Genomic DNA, 15,732 nt, shown 5'->3' on the forward strand with positions numbered 1-15,732 from the left:
CTTAGACACCCGCCTTCTGGTTCAGGAGAGCCTTCACCATTGCCGGCGGAGCAACCTCGTCCAGGGGCAGGCCGCGGCGTGCTGCCACTGCTGCCGGCTCTTCGAGGCGCTTCAGGGCATCAACGGTCGCGTGAACGATGTTGATGGCGTTCGAGGAACCGAGCGACTTGGAGAGGATGTCGTGGATGCCCACGCACTCCAGTACTGCACGGACCGGGCCACCGGCGATAACACCGGTACCGGCGGAAGCCGGACGCAGCATTACGACGCCGGCAGCAGCCTCACCCTGAACGCGGTGCGGGATGGTGTTGCCAATGCGGGGAACGCGGAAGAAGGACTTCTTGGCCTCTTCAACGCCCTTCGCGATTGCGGCAGGAACTTCCTTAGCCTTGCCGTAGCCAACGCCGACCATACCGTTGCCGTCACCAACGACGACCAGAGCGGTGAAGCTGAAGCGACGACCACCCTTGACGACCTTGGAAACGCGGTTGATGGTAACAACGCGCTCTACGAACTGGCTCTTCTCAGCTTCACGGCCGCCGTCGCGGCCGCCACGGCCACCACGGTCGCCGCGGCCCTGGCCACGGTCTCCACGCTCGCCACGACGAGCGCCACCACGGCGGTCATCGGCAGCAGCGGGAGCAGTGGTCTCAGTGGCCGGAGCAGCTACGGCTTCAGTCGCCTTCTGATCTGCAGACACAGTGTCCTTTTCCTTGTTTGCTTCCGTCACAGTGACAGCCCACCTTCACGTGCACCGTCAGCGACGGCGGCGATCCGGCCGTGGTACTTGTTACCACCGCGGTCGAAGACAACAGCTTCGATACCGGCAGCCTTGGCACGCTCGGCGACGAGCTCGCCAACGCGCTTGGCCTTGGCAGTCTTGTCACCGTCGAATGCACGAAGGTCGGCTTCCAGTGTGGACGCGCTCGCTACGGTCAGGCCCTTGGTGTCATCGACAACCTGGACGAATACGTGGCGTGCGGAACGGTTGACGACCAGACGAGGACGTATAGCCGTACCGGAGATGCGCTTGCGGATACGAAGCTGACGACGGCTGCGCGAAGCAGACTTGCTCTTGTTCGTACGCTTCTTATTAATTGAGATGGCCATGGTTACTTACCAGCCTTTCCGACCTTGCGGCGGATGACTTCGCCGGCGTAACGGATGCCCTTGCCCTTATAGGGGTCCGGCTTCCGCAGCTTGCGAATGTTGGCAGCAACCTCGCCGACCTGCTGCTTGTTGATACCTGAAACAGAGAGCTTGGTCGGGGTCTCAACTGCAAAGGTGATGCCCTCCGGTGCGGAGACATTTACCGGGTGGCTGAAGCCGAGAGCGAACTCAAGGTCAGATCCCTTGGCCTGAACGCGGTAACCAGTACCAACGATTTCAAGCTTCTTCTCGTAGCCCTTGGTTACGCCCTCGATCATGTTGGAGATCAGGGTGCGGGTCAGGCCGTGGAGTGAACGGGAGGCGCGCTCGTCGTTCGGGCGGGCGACAGTCAGGGTGTCTGCTTCCAGGGAAACCTCGATCGGGCTGGCCACAGTGTGGTTCAGCTCGCCTTTGGAACCCTTGACGCTGACGACAGAGCCGTCAACCTTGACCTCAACGCCGGCAGGAACGGTGATGGGGAGACGTCCAATACGTGACATTATTCTCTTCCTTTCCCGTTACCAGACGTAAGCGAGGACTTCGCCGCCCACGCCCTTCTTGCCGGCCTGCTTGTCAGTCAGGAGGCCGGAAGAGGTGGACAGGATTGCGACACCCAGGCCACCGAGCACGTGCGGCAGGTTGGTGGACTTTGCGTAAACACGCAGTCCCGGCTTGGAAATACGACGAACGCCAGCGATTGAACGCTCGCGGTTCGGACCGAACTTGAGCTCGAGGGTCAGCTTCTTGCCAACCTCAGCGTCTTCTTCTTTCCAGGAGGCGATGTAACCTTCGGCCTTCAGGATGTCGGCAACGCGTGCCTTGAGCTTGCTGTACGGCATGGTCACGGAATCGTGGTATGCCGAGTTTGCGTTGCGCAGACGCGTAAGCATGTCTGCGACAGGATCTGTCATTGTCATTTTGGGCTCTTGCCCTTCCTCATAACGGTTTCCTCGCTGCTGCCTAAAGCCTCAGCGAAGGACCTGTTACGTAGTTAGATTAGTCTTCGGCCTTGAACGGGAAACCAAGCGCCTTCAGCAGCGCGCGGCCTTCGTCATCGGTCTTGGCAGTGGTAACAACCGTGATGTCCATACCGCGAACGCGGTCGATGGAATCCTGGTCGATTTCGTGGAACATAACCTGCTCGGTCAGACCGAAGGTGTAGTTGCCGTTGCCATCGAACTGCTTGCCGCTGAGGCCGCGGAAGTCGCGGATACGGGGCAGAGCCAGCGTGACCAGACGATCCAGGAATTCCCACATGCGGTCTCCACGCAGGGTAGCGTGGGCGCCGATGGGCATGCCTTCGCGCAGCTTGAACTGTGCGATCGACTTGCGGGCCTTGGTTACCTGCGGCTTCTGGCCGGTGATCAGGGTCAGATCGCGGACAGCGCCGTCGATCAGCTTGGAGTCCTTAGCGGCATCTCCAACACCCATGTTCACAACGACCTTCACCAGGCGGGGAACCTGGTTGACGTTCTCGTACTTGAATTCCTCAATGAGCGTGCTCTTGATGGAATCGGCGTACTTGGTCTTCAGACGAGGAACGATCTTCGTTGCCGGAGTCTCGAGAGTCTCAGTCATTAGATGTCCTTCCCGGAGCTCTTGGCCACGCGTACACGCACTTCGCGCTTCACGCCATTGCGCTCAACGGTCTCGGTGCGGAAACCAACGCGGGTGGGCTTCTTGGTGGACGGGTCAACCAGAGCCACGTTGGAGATGTGGATCGAAGCTTCGACAACCTCGATGCCACCGGTCTTGGTGCCGCGCTGCGACTGACCGACCTTGGTGTGCTTGGTTACGCGGTTAATGCCTTCGACCAACACGCGGTTGCTCTCCGGGAATACGCGCAGAACCTTGCCCTGCTTGCCTTTGTCGCCGCCGCGCTCAGCCTTGGCGCCAGTGATGACCTGAACGAGGTCACCCTTCTTGATCTTAGCCATGGACTAGAGCACCTCCGGAGCCAGAGAAACGATCTTCATGAACTTCTTGTCACGGAGTTCACGACCAACCGGTCCGAAGATACGGGTACCGCGGGGGTCACCGTCAGCCTTCAGGATCACAGCTGCGTTCTCGTCAAACTTGATGTAGGAACCATCCGCACGGCGGCGTTCCTTCTTGGTACGGACGATGACTGCCTTGACAACATCGCCCTTCTTTACGTTGCCGCCCGGAATTGCGTCCTTGACGGTAGCGACGATGACGTCGCCAATGCCTGCGTAGCGACGGCCAGATCCACCGAGAACGCGAATGGTAAGGATTTCCTTAGCACCCGTGTTGTCGGCGACCTTGAGTCGCGACTCCTGCTGAATCACTATTTACTCCTTGCGTCGCGCTGGTTCTCAGACCGAAAATCTTCCTACGGAATGAGCCTTGCGGAACGGTTGATCGGGGTGTCTCTTGACCTGCCTGGATTTTGCCAGACCAGGCCTAAACGCCCGTGCCAAAAACAGTTGCTTCCCAAGCGAATTGGACGCAGTCCAAGTGCAAGGGGGCACTATGCCGTGGCACGATTGTTTACGAGGTTTGATGACGGCGCACAAAAGGCGCCATACAAACTCAATATCCTAGCACAGATCGGGTCAGTCCCCATATCACAGGCCGGGCCGCTGCATCAAAGAACGACGGCGTCAGGGCACGGCATTCTTTCGGCGCACCGCCGGTGCCGCTCCCCCACGAAACCCGGGCCGCCGCCGTCGTACGTTCCGTGAAAACGTGCTGCACGTGACGCCCTCAGCCGCCCGTCCCGGAAATGAGGAAACCCCCGTTCCCAAAGGGAACGGGGGTTTCCGGGCATAGCCCAGCAGCACAGCTGCAGGTGTTACTTAGCCTTCTCGAGGATCTCCACGAGCCGCCAGTTCTTCGTGGCGGACAGCGGGCGGGTCTCAGCGATGACTACGAGGTCGCCGATGCCGGCGATGTTCTCTTCGTCGTGAGCCTTGACCTTCGAGGTGCGGCGGATGACCTTGCCGTAGAGGGCGTGCTTCACGCGGTCTTCAACCTGGACAACGATGGTCTTTTCCATCTTGTCCGAAACCACGTAGCCGCGACGCGTCTTACGGTAACCGCGCTGCTCAGCCGTAGCTGCCGTAGCAGTTTCCGTCACGTTCTCGTCCTTTTCACTCACTTGGCATCCTCCTCGGTCTCAACCGTTTCAGCCTTTTCGGCCTTCTTGGTTGTTGCCTTCTTGGACTTCTTTTCTTCCTTGGCTTCCACAACCGGTGCGGCAACCTCGGCACGAATGCCCAGCTCGCGTTCACGGAGAACGGTGTAGATGCGTGCGATGTCCTTCTTTACCGCGCGCAGACGACCGTGGTTCTCCAGCTGGCCGGTGGCGGACTGGAAACGCAGGTTGAACAGCTCTTCCTTAGCCTTGCGGAGTTCTTCAACGAGACGCTCGTTGTCGAAACCGTCCAGCTGTGCGGGAGCGAGTTCCTTGGATCCTACTGCCATTTCTATTCACCACCTTCGCGACGCAGAATGCGTGCCTTCAACGGGAGCTTGTGGATTGCCAGGCGCAGGGCCTCGCGTGCCACCGATTCTTCGACACCGGAGATCTCAAAGAGAACCCGGCCCGGCTTGACGTTGGCGACCCACCATTCCGGTGAACCCTTACCGGAACCCATGCGGGTTTCGGCAGGCTTCTTCGTCAGGGGACGGTCCGGGTAGATGTTGATCCAGACCTTACCGCCACGCTTGATGTGGCGGGTCATCGCGATACGTGCAGACTCGATCTGACGGTTGGTTACGTATGCCGGGCTCAGGGCCTGGATGCCGTACTCACCGAAGGAGACCTTGGTGCCGCCCGTAGCAGCGCCGGAACGACCCGGGTGGTGCTGCTTGCGGTGCTTGACTCGACGTGGGATAAGCATTTAAGCCTGTCCTCCTTCTACTGCAGCAGGTGCAGCCTCAACTGCCGGAGCCTCTGCAGCGGGAGCTGCTTCGGCGGCCGGACGGTCGGTACGACGGCGGCGGTCACCACGGTCAGCACCGCCCGGGCGGCCCGGACGGTCGCTGGCGCCGCGGCCACGGGACGGAGCAGCAGCTGCCTGCTGAGCCAGTTCCTTGGCGGTGACGTCACCCTTGTAGATCCAGACCTTCACGCCGATGCGGCCGAAGGTGGTCTTGGCCTCGTAGAAGCCGTAGTCGATGTTCGCGCGGAGGGTGTGCAGGGGCACACGGCCTTCGCGGTAGAACTCCGAGCGGGACATTTCAGCGCCGCCCAGTCGACCCGAGCAAGCGATACGGATGCCCTTGGCACCTGCACGCTGCGCGGACTGCATGGCCTTCTTCATCGCACGGCGGAACGCCACGCGGGAAGTCAGCTGCTCAGCAACGCCCTGGGCAACAAGCTGTGCTTCCATTTCGGGGTTCTTGACCTCGAGGATGTTCAGCTGGACCTGCTTGCCGGTGAGCTTTTCGAGCTCGCCGCGGATGCGGTCTGCTTCGGCGCCGCGGCGGCCGATGACGATGCCCGGGCGTGCCGTGTGGATGTCCACGCGGACACGGTCACGGGTGCGCTCGATTTCGACCTTGGCGATACCGGCGCGCTCCATGCCAACAGACATGAGCTGGCGGATACGGATGTCTTCGCGAACGAAGTCCTTGTACCGCTGTCCGGCCTTGGTGCTGTCAGCGAACCAGTGCGATACGTGATCGGTGGTGATGCCGAGTCGGAACCCGTGCGGGTTTACTTTCTGTCCCACTTAGCGAGCCTCCTCTTTCTCCGGGGTAGCGACTACCACGGTGATGTGGCTGGTGCGCTTCTTGATCTGAAATGCACGACCCTGGGCACGCGGCTGGAACCGCTTCATGGTCGGGCCTTCATCAACAAACGCTTCGCTGATGATGAGGTCACCTTCGTCAAACGCCACGCCGTCGCGGTCCGCGAGGACCCGGGCGTTGGAGATTGCCGACTGAACTACCTTGAATACCGGCTCAGAAGCTGCCTGGGGGGCAAACTTCAGAATTGCCAGAGCCTCGTTCGCTTGCTTACCACGAACAAGGTTGACGACGCGCCGGGCCTTCATAGGCGTTACGCGGATGTGACGCGCAATTGCCTTGGCTTCCATTGCTTTCCTTCTCTCGTCTATGACGTAAGTGCAGGCGCCTAGCGGCGCTTGCCCTTACGGTCGTCCTTGACATGGCCGCGGAATGTCCGCGTGGGAGCGAATTCGCCGAGCTTGTGCCCGACCATCGACTCGGTAACAAACACCGGAATGTGCTTGCGTCCGTCATGTACGGCGATCGTGTGCCCGAGCATGTCGGGGATGATCATCGAACGGCGGGACCAGGTCTTAATGACGTTCTTGGTGCCCTTTTCGTTTTCCCTATCCACCTTCACAAAGAGGTGCTGGTCAACGAAGGGACCTTTTTTCAGGCTGCGTGGCATGTGTCCAGGCTCCTATCGCTTGTTCTTGCCAGTACGACGGCGACGAACAATAAGCTTGTCGCTCTCTTTGTTGGGGCGGCGGGTGCGGCCTTCACGCTTACCGTTGGGGTTGACGGGGTTACGTCCACCGGACGTCTTACCCTCACCGCCACCGTGCGGGTGGTCAACCGGGTTCATGGCGACACCACGGACGGTCGGGCGGACGCCCTTCCAGCGCATGCGGCCAGCCTTACCCCAGTTGATGTTCGACTGCTCTGCGTTGCCGACCTCGCCGACGGTTGCGCGGCAGCGCACGTCAACGTTGCGGATTTCGCCAGAAGGCAGTCGCAGCTGGGCGAAGCGGCCTTCCTTGGCTACAAGCTGGATCGATGCGCCGGCGGAGCGGCCCATCTTGGCGCCGCCACCCGGACGCAGTTCAACTGCGTGGATAACGGTACCCACCGGAATGTTGCGCAGGGGCAGGTTGTTGCCAGGCTTGATGTCAGCGTTGGCACCTGCTTCTACGAAGTCACCCTGGGAGAGCTTGTTCGGGGCGATGATGTAACGCTTGGTGCCATCAACGTAGTGCAGGAGGGCGATGCGAGCCGTACGGTTCGGATCGTACTCGATTTCGGCAACGCGGGCGTCAACGCCGTCCTTGTCGTGGCGACGGAAGTCGATCAGACGGTACTGGCGCTTGTGGCCACCACCCTTGTGACGGGTTGTGATCTTACCGGTGTTGTTACGGCCGCCCTTTTTGGGCAGCGGACGTACCAACGACTTTTCCGGCGTCGACCGCGTGATTTCTGTGAAGTCCGCTACGCTCGAGCCACGACGGCCCGGGGTAGTCGGCTTGTATTTACGGATTCCCATAATTTATTTCCTCGTTAAAGTGGTCTCCGCTACGCGAGCGGACCGCCGAAGATGTCGATAGTGCCTTCTTTGAGGGTGACAATCGCACGCTTGGTGTTCTTGCGGGTACCCCATCCGAATTTGGTGCGCTTGCGCTTACCGGCACGGTTGATGGTGTTGATCGAGTCGACCTTGACGGAGAAAATCTTCTCCACGGCCAGCTTGATCTCGGTCTTGTTCGAGCGGGGGTCCACCAGGAAGGTGTACTTTCCCTCATCGATCAGGCCGTAGCTCTTTTCCGAAACGACGGGTGCAAGCACGACGTCGCGCGGGTCCTTGATGGTGGCTGCACTCACTTGGCATCCTCCTCGTTCTTTGCAGCCTTGTCAGCAACGAATGCTTCGTAGGCAGCCTTGGTGAAGACTACGTCGTCAGAAACGAGAACGTCGTAGGTGTTCAGCTGGTCTGCGTACAGAACGTGAACATCCTCGAGGTTGCGCACGGACAGTGCAGCAACATCGTTGGCGCGCTCAATGACAACGAGCAGGTTCTTGCGCTCGGAGACGCCGCGCAGCGTTGCCAGTGCTTCCTTGGAGGACGGCTTGGAGCCGGCGACCAGGTCAGCAACGACGTGGATGCGTCCGTTGCGGGCGCGGTCAGAGAGTGCGCCGCGCAGTGCAGCAGCAATCATCTTCTTGGGGGTGCGCTGGCTGTAGTCACGCGGTGTGGGACCGTGGACAACGCCACCGCCGGTCATGTGAGGAGCACGGATTGAACCCTGACGGGCGCGGCCGGTGCCCTTCTGCTTGAACGGCTTGCGGCCTGCACCGGAAACTTCGGCGCGGGTCTTGGTCTTGTGGGTACCCTGGCGAGCAGCAGCGAGCTGTGCAACGACGACCTGGTGCAGCAGCGGCACGTTGGTCTGAACGTCGAAGATCTCTGCAGGCAGGTCAACCTTGACAGTGTTAGCCATTGAACTAGGCTCCCTTCACGGCGGTGCGTACGAGTACGACCTGGCCGCGGGCGCCGGGAACGGCACCCTTGATCAGGAGCAGCGACTTCTCGACGTCAACAGCGTGAACGGTGAGGTTCAGCGTGGTGTGACGAACGGCGCCCATGCGGCCGGCCATTTTCATGCCCTTGAAGACGCGGCTCGGGGTGGATGCGCCACCGATTGAACCGGGCTTACGGTGGTTCTTGTGGGCACCGTGGGAAGCTCCAACGCCGTGGAAGCCGTGACGCTTCATAACACCGGCGAAGCCCTTACCCTTGGTGGTGCCAATGACGTCGATCTTCTGGCCGGCTTCGAAGAGCTCAACAGAAAGCTCCTGGCCCAGCTCGTAAGTGTCAGCATCTGCAGTGCGCAGTTCGACGACGTGGCGGCGAGGCGTGACGCCTGCCTTTTCAAAGTGACCAGCCAGCGGCTTGGTGACCTTGCGGGGATCGATCTGGCCGTAGCCGATCTGAACGGCGACGTAGCCATCGGTCTCTGCGTTGCGCAGCTGCGTGATGACGTTCGAATCTGCCTGGACCACAGTGACGGGGATGAGCTTGTTGTTCTCGTCCCAGACCTGGGTCATGCCGAGCTTCGTGCCCAGCAGGCCCTTTACGTTACGGGTTGCGGTCATAGTCTCTCAGCACCTCCCTACAGCTTGATTTCGATGTTCACGTCGGCAGGCAGGTCGAGACGCATAAGCGAGTCAACGGCCTTCGGCGTGGGATCGATGATGTCGATAAGACGCTTGTGCGTGCGCATTTCAAAGTGCTCGCGGCTGTCCTTGTACTTGTGCGGAGAGCGGATTACGCAGTAAACGTTCTTCTCCGTCGGAAGCGGCACGGGGCCAACTACCGTGGCGCCTGCGCGCGTGACCGTCTCAACGATCTTCCGGGCTGAAACGTCAATGACCTCGTGGTCATATGACTTCAGCCGGATGCGGATTTTTTGTCCCGCCATGTCGCCTGACTCTCTTTCAGTCTGTGCTTCCCCTGGTTGGGGCTGCCCTGTTCACTTACTCGTTGTGTGGCTGCCGAAGCATTTGAAGTCGTAACTACCACCCGCCGCACAAACTGAATCCGGATGAATCCGGGTTCCTCACCTTGCCGGCGCAACCGACCCCCGCGGTCGGGCGTGTCGCGATTTTCACGCATACAAATCCGCAGTTCCATGGGGAGTGGGTTATGTTTGGGCTTCAACTTGGACCCTGACACCCGGCATTATCCGGATCGGGACACGAAGAAGCGCTTGAACAACTCATCTAGTATGCCGGATATTATCGGCAGAAGCGAATCTGCTTGGCTTTCGTGCCCCTGGATCATTGCCTTCGGCAACCTGCGAATAGATGATGGGGGCATGACGGTCGAAAATGCTGCTTCCGTACGCGACCTCGCCGACCGGTTGCCGCCTTCCTTTAAGCTGGGCGTAGCCGCAGCCGCCTTCCAGATTGAGGGGGCCCTGGCCGAGGACGGGCGTGGTCCCTCCGGCTGGGACGCCTTTGTGCAGAAGCCCGGCAGCATCATGGACGGCCACTCCCCTGCCGTGGCCTGCGACCACTACAACCGGTTCCCCGAGGACATCGCCCTCATGCGCGAGCTGGGCATCGATTCGTACCGCTTCTCCCTATCGTGGCCCCGGATCCAGCCGGACGGCCGCGGTGCCATCAACAGGCAGGGCCTGGACTTCTATGACCGGCTGATTGACCGGCTCCTGGAGGCCGGTATCTCGCCCATGGCCACGCTGTACCACTGGGACACTCCCCTGCCCCTGGAGCACGGCGGCGGCTGGATGAACCGCGCCACGGCCGAACGGTTTGCAGAGTACTGCGGGGTAGCCGGGAAGCACTTCGGTGACCGTGTCGACCAGTGGGTGACCCTCAATGAGCCCGTGTCAGTAACACTCAACGGGTATGCGCTCGGTGTCCACGCTCCCGGGCGGGCACTCATGTTTGACGCCCTGCCCTCGATCCATCACCAGCTCCTTGCCCACGGCCTGGGTGTCCAGGCCCTGCGCGCCGCGGGCGTCAAGGGCGGCGTGGGAGTAACCAACCTGCACTCACCGGTGCGACCCGCCAGTCGGAAGGTCGGCGACAGGCTCGTGGCGAGGCTGTACGACCTGCTGATGAACAGAATCTATGCAGACCCTGTGCTGCTGGGCAGGTACCCCAAGCTCCCCGTGGTGTCACGGCCCTGGCTCCATTCCATCGGAAAGCTTTCGGACGCTGATCTGAAGACCATCCACCAACCGCTGGACTTCTATGGCCTCAATTACTACTTCCCGGTGAAGGTGGCCCTCGGACGCGGCATTACCCCCATTCCCGCCGACACGCACAAGGCCGTTGCGCAATTGCCTTTCCACGAAGTGGGGTACCCGGAATACCAGACCACGGGCTTCGGGTGGCCGGTGGCCCCCGCGCATCTGGGCATTCTCCTCGCGGAACTTCGGGACCGCTATGGGGATGCCTTGCCGCCGGTCTACATCACCGAAAGCGGCGCCAGCTTCCCGGAACCGGATCGCGTGGACGGCCCCCTCCAGGATGCGCGCCGGGTGAACTACATCGCCGATCACTTGCGGCAGGCGGTTGACGCGACGGCTCCAGGCGGAATCGCCGAGGGGCTCGACCTCCGTGGGTACTATGTCTGGACACTCATGGATAACTTTGAATGGGCCGCAGGCTACTCCCAGCGCTTCGGGCTGATCCACGTGGATTTTGAAACGCAGGAGCGGACGCCGAAGTCGTCCTTCTACTGGTACCAGGCCTTGAGCCGGGAGCGGAAGAGGCTGCCCGGCTGAGCACGGGGCAACCTCAAGGCTTGCAAGCGCCGTCTGCGCGCTATTGCCCTACTGGTTCTTTTTTGCCCGGTTGATGCGCTTGGCGCGGTCGATCTCATTCCGGAAATACTTCTTCGCCCAAAAAACACCGGCAACAACTGCAACCACAACAGCCAGGAAAATTAGCCATTCCATGATGTGCTCCTCTCGATGCAAGCAACAGTATCAGTGCTTGCTGAACGGCTCCCCGCCATCCGGCTGGTCAGGTGAAGGCTGTCCTGGGGACGGCTGCAGCGCCGGTTTCTCCCCGGCCGCTCCGCGGTTCAGCCGCCAGACTGCGAACACAATAAGCCCGACGGCGATCAGCGCCAGGAGCGCGAACGTGTACTGACGCATTGCCCAGAGAATGCATGCGGCCACTCCGGCGGCGCCCCACCAGACAAACAACCGTTCACCCAACCCCAGGCCGGCGAGCAGAAGCCCTGCGAAGAGGACCAGCACCCACAATTGCTGGCTGCCGCTACCGCCAAAAACAACACCCAGGGCGCTCAGCGTGAGCAGTCCGGCCGCGGCTCCCAGAAGGAGCCTGCCGGCATTCCGCTGTCCTGTAGTGAAGCGCAGGATCCCCAGGCCGGCCCCGGCGAGCACGTACCACTGGGCTACCCAGAACGGGTCAGGCAGGCCAAGCGAAAGGCTGTAGTTCTGCCCGTACTGCCCATCCAGGTCGAAGATGGCGGCCCGCTGCACCGCCGCCACGACCGCCACAAACCCAGTCTCGGCAACGATCCGGCGTGCCGTTCCCGGAGCTTCGAGGCAGGCTACTCCCACCGCCGCAGCCAAGGCAAAGGCTGCTGCCCATGCTGTCGCGTCGGGACGCACCCCGGTCAAGGCGACAATGCAAAGCCCCAGGAAGGCCCCTCCGGCCAAGGACCAGCGGCGCACGGGGTCGGCGGCCAGCTCTCCACTGCGGTACAGCCGTGCGCCATACAGTCCAGCAGCTGACAGTCCCGCGCCGCAAAGCCACGTAAGATACTGGCCCCACTCCCCCGGAACATCCCGGAAGGCAGCATCCGCCAGCTGCATGCCGCCGGCCAGGGCAGCAAGCGCGGCCGGTACGTACAGCCAGGGCAGCTCCTCAACATGCGAGGCCGTGAAGCACACCCCGGCGAGCACCAGGAGGGCAGCGCCCACAACCCAGCCCGTCGCCGTCGTGGACACAAACAGGGCGGTCAGGGCAAATGACCCGGCGGTGGTGAGCCAGAGCCAGTGGTCGACCTCCGTCACAGCAACGTTGCGCCCGCGCAGCATTACGCCTGCAAGTGAAGCGAGGATCGCCCCGAGCAACAGCACTGCCGCAGTGCCGGTGTAGTCGAGTACCGGAGCCGCCAGGAAGCTCGCGCTGCCCGCTCGGCTGCCAGAGGCGAAACTGACCACGGGCCCAAATGATAGGACCCCGAACAGCAGCGCATAGACGGCGAAGTAGAGGGATCCTCGCGCCGCGAAGAACCGGCGCGCCACGACTGCCGAACATAGCAACAGTGCCAACTCCAGGAGCACCACCCAGCGTCCGCCGTCGTCGTCGGAAGTCCTCGCCCAGCCCAGCCGGGCCTGCCAGACGTAAGCAAGGGGAAGAAGGGCCTGGCCAGCGAGCGTGATCCAGACGGCCGCCTGCTGGAAACGAATTTCAGCCAGCCGTGAACGCATCAGCCAGCGGATTCCGTGCTGGGCAGCCAGCACAAGCGCGAAGGTGACGGAGACGGCGGTCGGAGACGCCGTGGCGTCGTAACTGAGGACTGCAGCGAGGGCGGCCGTCAACAGCCTGGCTCCTGCAAAATACCAGCCCTTCCATAAGGGCTGGCCGGATGCCACCACCATCACCGCGGCAAACACGGCAAAGATTCCCAGCACGAGTTCAACCACCAACAGGTCACCGCCGCTGAATGCCAGCAGGACCACCAGCGACGACGGCGCGAACCAGACGGCGGCGCCCGTGCTCCTGAAGACGTAGCCCGAGGCCACGGCGCAGGTTGCTGTCAGTGCAGCGACGAAGGGCGCTTGCCAACCGTCCGGGTCCAGCACCAACAGCAGCACAGACGCCATCAGCTGGAACAGCAGGACCACGCCCGGATCCGTGAGCACTCCCCGCGGAGCCTTCCCGCGCACAAAGGCGGAGACGGGGAATACCAGTTGGATGGCGAGGAAGAGGACCAACACTGTGGCAGGGCGGAGTACATCGCCGGCGATGACGGTTGGCCCTGCCTCACTCTGGAGAAGGTCAAAAGCCGTCAGTACCAACACCGTGGCTGCAACGCGGCCCAACCACCAGTAGGTCCAGCGGTGTTGCTGCACCCGCATCCGCAGGCCGGAAGCGAGCAGGTATCCCAGGACCAGAAGCAGTGCGACGTTTCCGAAAGGCTGGCTCACAGCCAGGAAAGACACGGGGACACAAAGCGTGGAGGCCGCCAGAGGAAGGGCTTCCCAGATTGTCGCGTTCCACTCAAGCTCACTTGCAGGCCGGGGCACCATCAAGAGGCCAACCGCCATCGCGGTCAGGAGTTGAATGAGTACCGCTGCCCGGATCCAGTCGTGGGCCGGAGTCGTGTCAAGGAGCACCAGCATGACAACGGAGGCCAGGCCGCCCGCGCCGAAGCCCGCAAGGGTAGCCTCCGGCGCCAGGGAGCCGCCACCTGCCCGCTCCAGGAACGCCGAGATCACCTGCTGACACACCAGCGCTACCAGCAGCCCGAAGACCGAAGTGATGATGCGGTCCGGGCCGGCGCCGATAACCGCTGCAACAGTGACAGGAACAGACAGGGTCAATGCCAACCTGGCGGCGAGTACGAGGTTCCTCCGGAGCTTGCTGGCCGCGAATAACGCGCGGACTGCCCAGAAGACGAACGCCAGTGCCAGCATGACTGCCAACGGCCACGCGCCCAGGGCGTAGCCGAGCACTCCCGCGAGGAGCAGGGCGGCCACAGGAGCCCACTCGGCCGGGCCCCCCAGGCGTGTGGCCACAACAAAGCTGGTGGCCAAGGCACCGGCAACGGGTATCCACAGGGGAACCTCACCCACCTGGCCGAACGCGCCGTAGGGGTAATACTCGGCCGAAAGTACGAGGCCGCCGTACATCGCAGTGGCGAGCAGCTGGATAGTGAAGGTGGCCAGCGAGTCCACGAACCAGCGTCCATGCAGTGTGCCTGAGGACGGTTCGGCCCGGTTTTGCGGACGCTTAGCGCCTGGCATCCAGTGGCCTAACCAGGCGGAGGCAAGAGCCACGGCCACTGCCTGGACCGCGAGGATTGCTGCCGCAGCCAGTAAGGCATCGCTTCCCCTGCCGGTCAGGTTCCAGATCTCGACTGCGGCGGCGATCGTCAGGGATACCCGCGCTGCGTAGAAGTTGGCGAGCCTGAGCCGACTGCCCGGCACGGCGGCCATCAGCCCAAAGTAGCAACCGCACATAGCCATAATGAACGCGTACTCGGTCTTGTCCAACAGCAGCGGAACGCAAGTGGCTGCGGCTGCGACGGCAGGCACCACCAACGGATGCAACACCATGAGTGGCCTCGCATAGACCGGCGGAAGCCAGGCGGGCTTGGCGAGGGACACTAGGGTCAGCAGTACGGCCACGCAGATCTGTGCGGCGAAGTACCAGACCAGCGCCCCTCCCAGGACTGACACCCCGGACCAAGCCGTAGACGCCACAAACGTCAGCGACAGGTAGACCAGCACCCGACTTTCGAGGCGGACGGCGGCAGCGACGTAGGCGGCGGTCCCAATCAGTGAAGTGATCAGCCAGGCGGTGGGGCCGTGGTGGAGGGCGAAGTTGTACAGGGCGAGTCCCGTCACCGGGACCAGCGCCAGGCCCGTTCCCGCAAAGGCCACCGCCGCCGGCCTGAGGCGTGGCACCCGGCTATGGAGAACAAATCCCGCGGCATAGAAGGCGGCGGTAACTATGCAGACTCCGGCGAAGCGAAGCGTGGGGGGAAGGCTGGTTCCGATGAACAGCGCCGCTGCTGCGACCAGGAGCAGGCTGGCGACGTAGAGCGTGATGTTGATGTTCTGCCGGTCCCGCTTCTCGCGCCGGGCCTGGCGTTCCGCGACCGTCTCCGCCGGCTGCCTTGCCGGGTAGTTGGAGTACGGCGCTGCCGGACGGTCAACGTGGGGCCCAGGTGCCGCCCGCCCGGATACTGGCGCGGCTTCCTGGGGACGGATCGTGGAGGCAGGGCGCCCGGGCACACGGGATGGCAGGGCGAAGGTCGGTTCCGCCGCCGGGACGGTCCCCGTCTGCGAACCCGCACTGTAGGCCGCCGGGGGCGCGGGATGAACCCTGGGCTGGAAAGACGGCGCTGTGCCCGGTGCGGCCGGACTCGGGGCCGCAGGCTGCGTTGCCTCGATCTTGGCCATGGCGTCCAACCAGCCCTGGAGGTGCCCTGCACGGTAGCCCGCTTCATAAGATTCGTCCTGCATGATGAACCCTCTCCAACGGGCAGGATGAATCCGGCCCAATTAATCCAGTGATTGGATTAATAGTAGCAAAGAACAGCCCCGCTGCACTAGCAGCGGGGCTGTTTCCACACTTTCCGTCAGGACCGCTAGGCGG

Annotated in this window: 21 protein-coding genes; 1 reads left to right on the forward strand and 20 read right to left on the reverse strand. The window is 62.3% G+C overall.

Translation table 11 applies throughout. The features are described 5' to 3' along the window. Nucleotide 1: 1 nt before the first annotated feature. From rpsE to rpsJ, 18 genes are all read right to left on the reverse strand, one after another. Nucleotides 2-730, reverse strand: a complete 729-nt coding sequence (gene rpsE / locus ACFC25_RS00660; RefSeq protein WP_066293261.1) for a 30S ribosomal protein S5 — start codon at nt 728-730, stop codon at nt 2-4. Further along, the gene (rplR, locus tag ACFC25_RS00665) at nt 727-1,110 is read right to left on the reverse strand and encodes a 50S ribosomal protein L18 (protein ID WP_376043184.1); all 384 of its coding nucleotides are present in this window, start codon (nt 1,108-1,110) and stop codon (nt 727-729) included. Before rplR ends, rpsE begins: the two co-directional genes overlap by 4 nt. Before the next feature lie 2 nt (nt 1,111-1,112). Further along, the gene (gene rplF / locus ACFC25_RS00670; protein ID WP_337346874.1) at nt 1,113-1,649 is read right to left on the reverse strand and encodes a 50S ribosomal protein L6; all 537 of its coding nucleotides are present in this window, start codon (nt 1,647-1,649) and stop codon (nt 1,113-1,115) included. Between the two features lie 18 nt (nt 1,650-1,667). After that, nucleotides 1,668-2,066 carry a 30S ribosomal protein S8 gene (gene rpsH, locus ACFC25_RS00675; RefSeq protein WP_018773673.1) on the reverse strand — a complete coding sequence of 133 codons (399 nt, stop codon included), beginning with the start codon at nt 2,064-2,066 and terminating at the stop codon, nt 1,668-1,670. Nucleotides 2,067-2,145: 79 nt separating this feature from the next. Beyond that, nucleotides 2,146-2,727: a 50S ribosomal protein L5 gene (gene rplE, locus ACFC25_RS00680; RefSeq protein WP_066293276.1), complete on the reverse strand. Its 582-nt coding sequence runs from the start codon at nt 2,725-2,727 to the stop codon at nt 2,146-2,148. Then, nucleotides 2,727-3,086, reverse strand: a complete 360-nt coding sequence (rplX, locus tag ACFC25_RS00685) for a 50S ribosomal protein L24 (protein ID WP_337346873.1) — start codon at nt 3,084-3,086, stop codon at nt 2,727-2,729. The genes rplE and rplX overlap by 1 nt, the downstream gene beginning before the upstream one ends. A 3-nt stretch (nt 3,087-3,089) precedes the next feature. Beyond that, the gene (gene rplN / locus ACFC25_RS00690) at nt 3,090-3,458 is read right to left on the reverse strand and encodes a 50S ribosomal protein L14 (protein ID WP_024366126.1); all 369 of its coding nucleotides are present in this window, start codon (nt 3,456-3,458) and stop codon (nt 3,090-3,092) included. Nucleotides 3,459-3,964: 506 nt separating this feature from the next. Beyond that, entirely contained in the window at nt 3,965-4,270 is a 306-nt protein-coding gene (gene rpsQ, locus ACFC25_RS00695; protein ID WP_066293283.1) for a 30S ribosomal protein S17, read from the reverse strand. Continuing rightward, nucleotides 4,267-4,596, reverse strand: a complete 330-nt coding sequence (rpmC, locus tag ACFC25_RS00700) for a 50S ribosomal protein L29 (RefSeq protein WP_131131303.1) — start codon at nt 4,594-4,596, stop codon at nt 4,267-4,269. The genes rpsQ and rpmC overlap by 4 nt, the downstream gene beginning before the upstream one ends. A 2-nt stretch (nt 4,597-4,598) precedes the next feature. After that, complete coding sequence (rplP, locus tag ACFC25_RS00705; RefSeq protein ID WP_013601829.1) at nt 4,599-5,015, reverse strand: 50S ribosomal protein L16; 417 nt, start codon at nt 5,013-5,015, stop codon at nt 4,599-4,601. Next, nucleotides 5,016-5,849: a 30S ribosomal protein S3 gene (rpsC, locus tag ACFC25_RS00710; protein WP_131131302.1), complete on the reverse strand. Its 834-nt coding sequence runs from the start codon at nt 5,847-5,849 to the stop codon at nt 5,016-5,018. Continuing rightward, complete coding sequence (rplV, locus tag ACFC25_RS00715) at nt 5,850-6,215, reverse strand: 50S ribosomal protein L22 (protein WP_003803798.1); 366 nt, start codon at nt 6,213-6,215, stop codon at nt 5,850-5,852. It abuts the gene before it with no gap. Between the two features lie 38 nt (nt 6,216-6,253). Continuing rightward, the gene (rpsS, locus tag ACFC25_RS00720) at nt 6,254-6,535 is read right to left on the reverse strand and encodes a 30S ribosomal protein S19 (RefSeq protein WP_011692805.1); all 282 of its coding nucleotides are present in this window, start codon (nt 6,533-6,535) and stop codon (nt 6,254-6,256) included. A 12-nt stretch (nt 6,536-6,547) separates the two neighbouring features. Continuing rightward, nucleotides 6,548-7,387: a 50S ribosomal protein L2 gene (gene rplB / locus ACFC25_RS00725; protein WP_066293289.1), complete on the reverse strand. Its 840-nt coding sequence runs from the start codon at nt 7,385-7,387 to the stop codon at nt 6,548-6,550. A gap of 29 nt (nt 7,388-7,416) precedes the next feature. Next, nucleotides 7,417-7,722 carry a 50S ribosomal protein L23 gene (gene rplW, locus ACFC25_RS00730; protein WP_066293292.1) on the reverse strand — a complete coding sequence of 102 codons (306 nt, stop codon included), beginning with the start codon at nt 7,720-7,722 and terminating at the stop codon, nt 7,417-7,419. After that, complete coding sequence (gene rplD / locus ACFC25_RS00735; protein ID WP_066293296.1) at nt 7,719-8,339, reverse strand: 50S ribosomal protein L4; 621 nt, start codon at nt 8,337-8,339, stop codon at nt 7,719-7,721. The genes rplW and rplD overlap by 4 nt, the downstream gene beginning before the upstream one ends. A 4-nt stretch (nt 8,340-8,343) precedes the next feature. After that, nucleotides 8,344-8,994, reverse strand: coding sequence for a 50S ribosomal protein L3 (rplC, locus tag ACFC25_RS00740; protein WP_337346872.1), 651 nt, complete (start codon nt 8,992-8,994; stop codon nt 8,344-8,346). A gap of 17 nt (nt 8,995-9,011) precedes the next feature. Further along, a complete protein-coding gene (gene rpsJ, locus ACFC25_RS00745) occupies nt 9,012-9,320 on the reverse strand; it encodes a 30S ribosomal protein S10 (protein WP_003803825.1) in 309 nt (102 codons plus the stop codon). 396 nt (nt 9,321-9,716) lie between these two features. Here rpsJ and ACFC25_RS00750 point away from each other — a divergent pair, with 396 nt between their 5' ends. Beyond that, nucleotides 9,717-11,153 carry a GH1 family beta-glucosidase gene (locus ACFC25_RS00750; RefSeq protein WP_376043200.1) on the forward strand — a complete coding sequence of 479 codons (1,437 nt, stop codon included), beginning with the start codon at nt 9,717-9,719 and terminating at the stop codon, nt 11,151-11,153. 48 nt (nt 11,154-11,201) lie between these two features. Here the strand turns inward: ACFC25_RS00750 and ACFC25_RS00755 are convergent, their stop codons facing one another. Next, entirely contained in the window at nt 11,202-11,327 is a 126-nt protein-coding gene (locus tag ACFC25_RS00755) for a hypothetical protein (protein WP_376043202.1), read from the reverse strand. Between the two features lie 30 nt (nt 11,328-11,357). Further along, complete coding sequence (locus ACFC25_RS00760; protein WP_376043205.1) at nt 11,358-15,599, reverse strand: hypothetical protein; 4,242 nt, start codon at nt 15,597-15,599, stop codon at nt 11,358-11,360. Nucleotides 15,600-15,732 lie beyond the last annotated feature (133 nt).

This window comes from Pseudarthrobacter sp. NPDC055928 (genome assembly GCF_042270935.1).
Classification (GTDB): Bacteria; Actinomycetota; Actinomycetes; order Actinomycetales; family Micrococcaceae; genus Arthrobacter.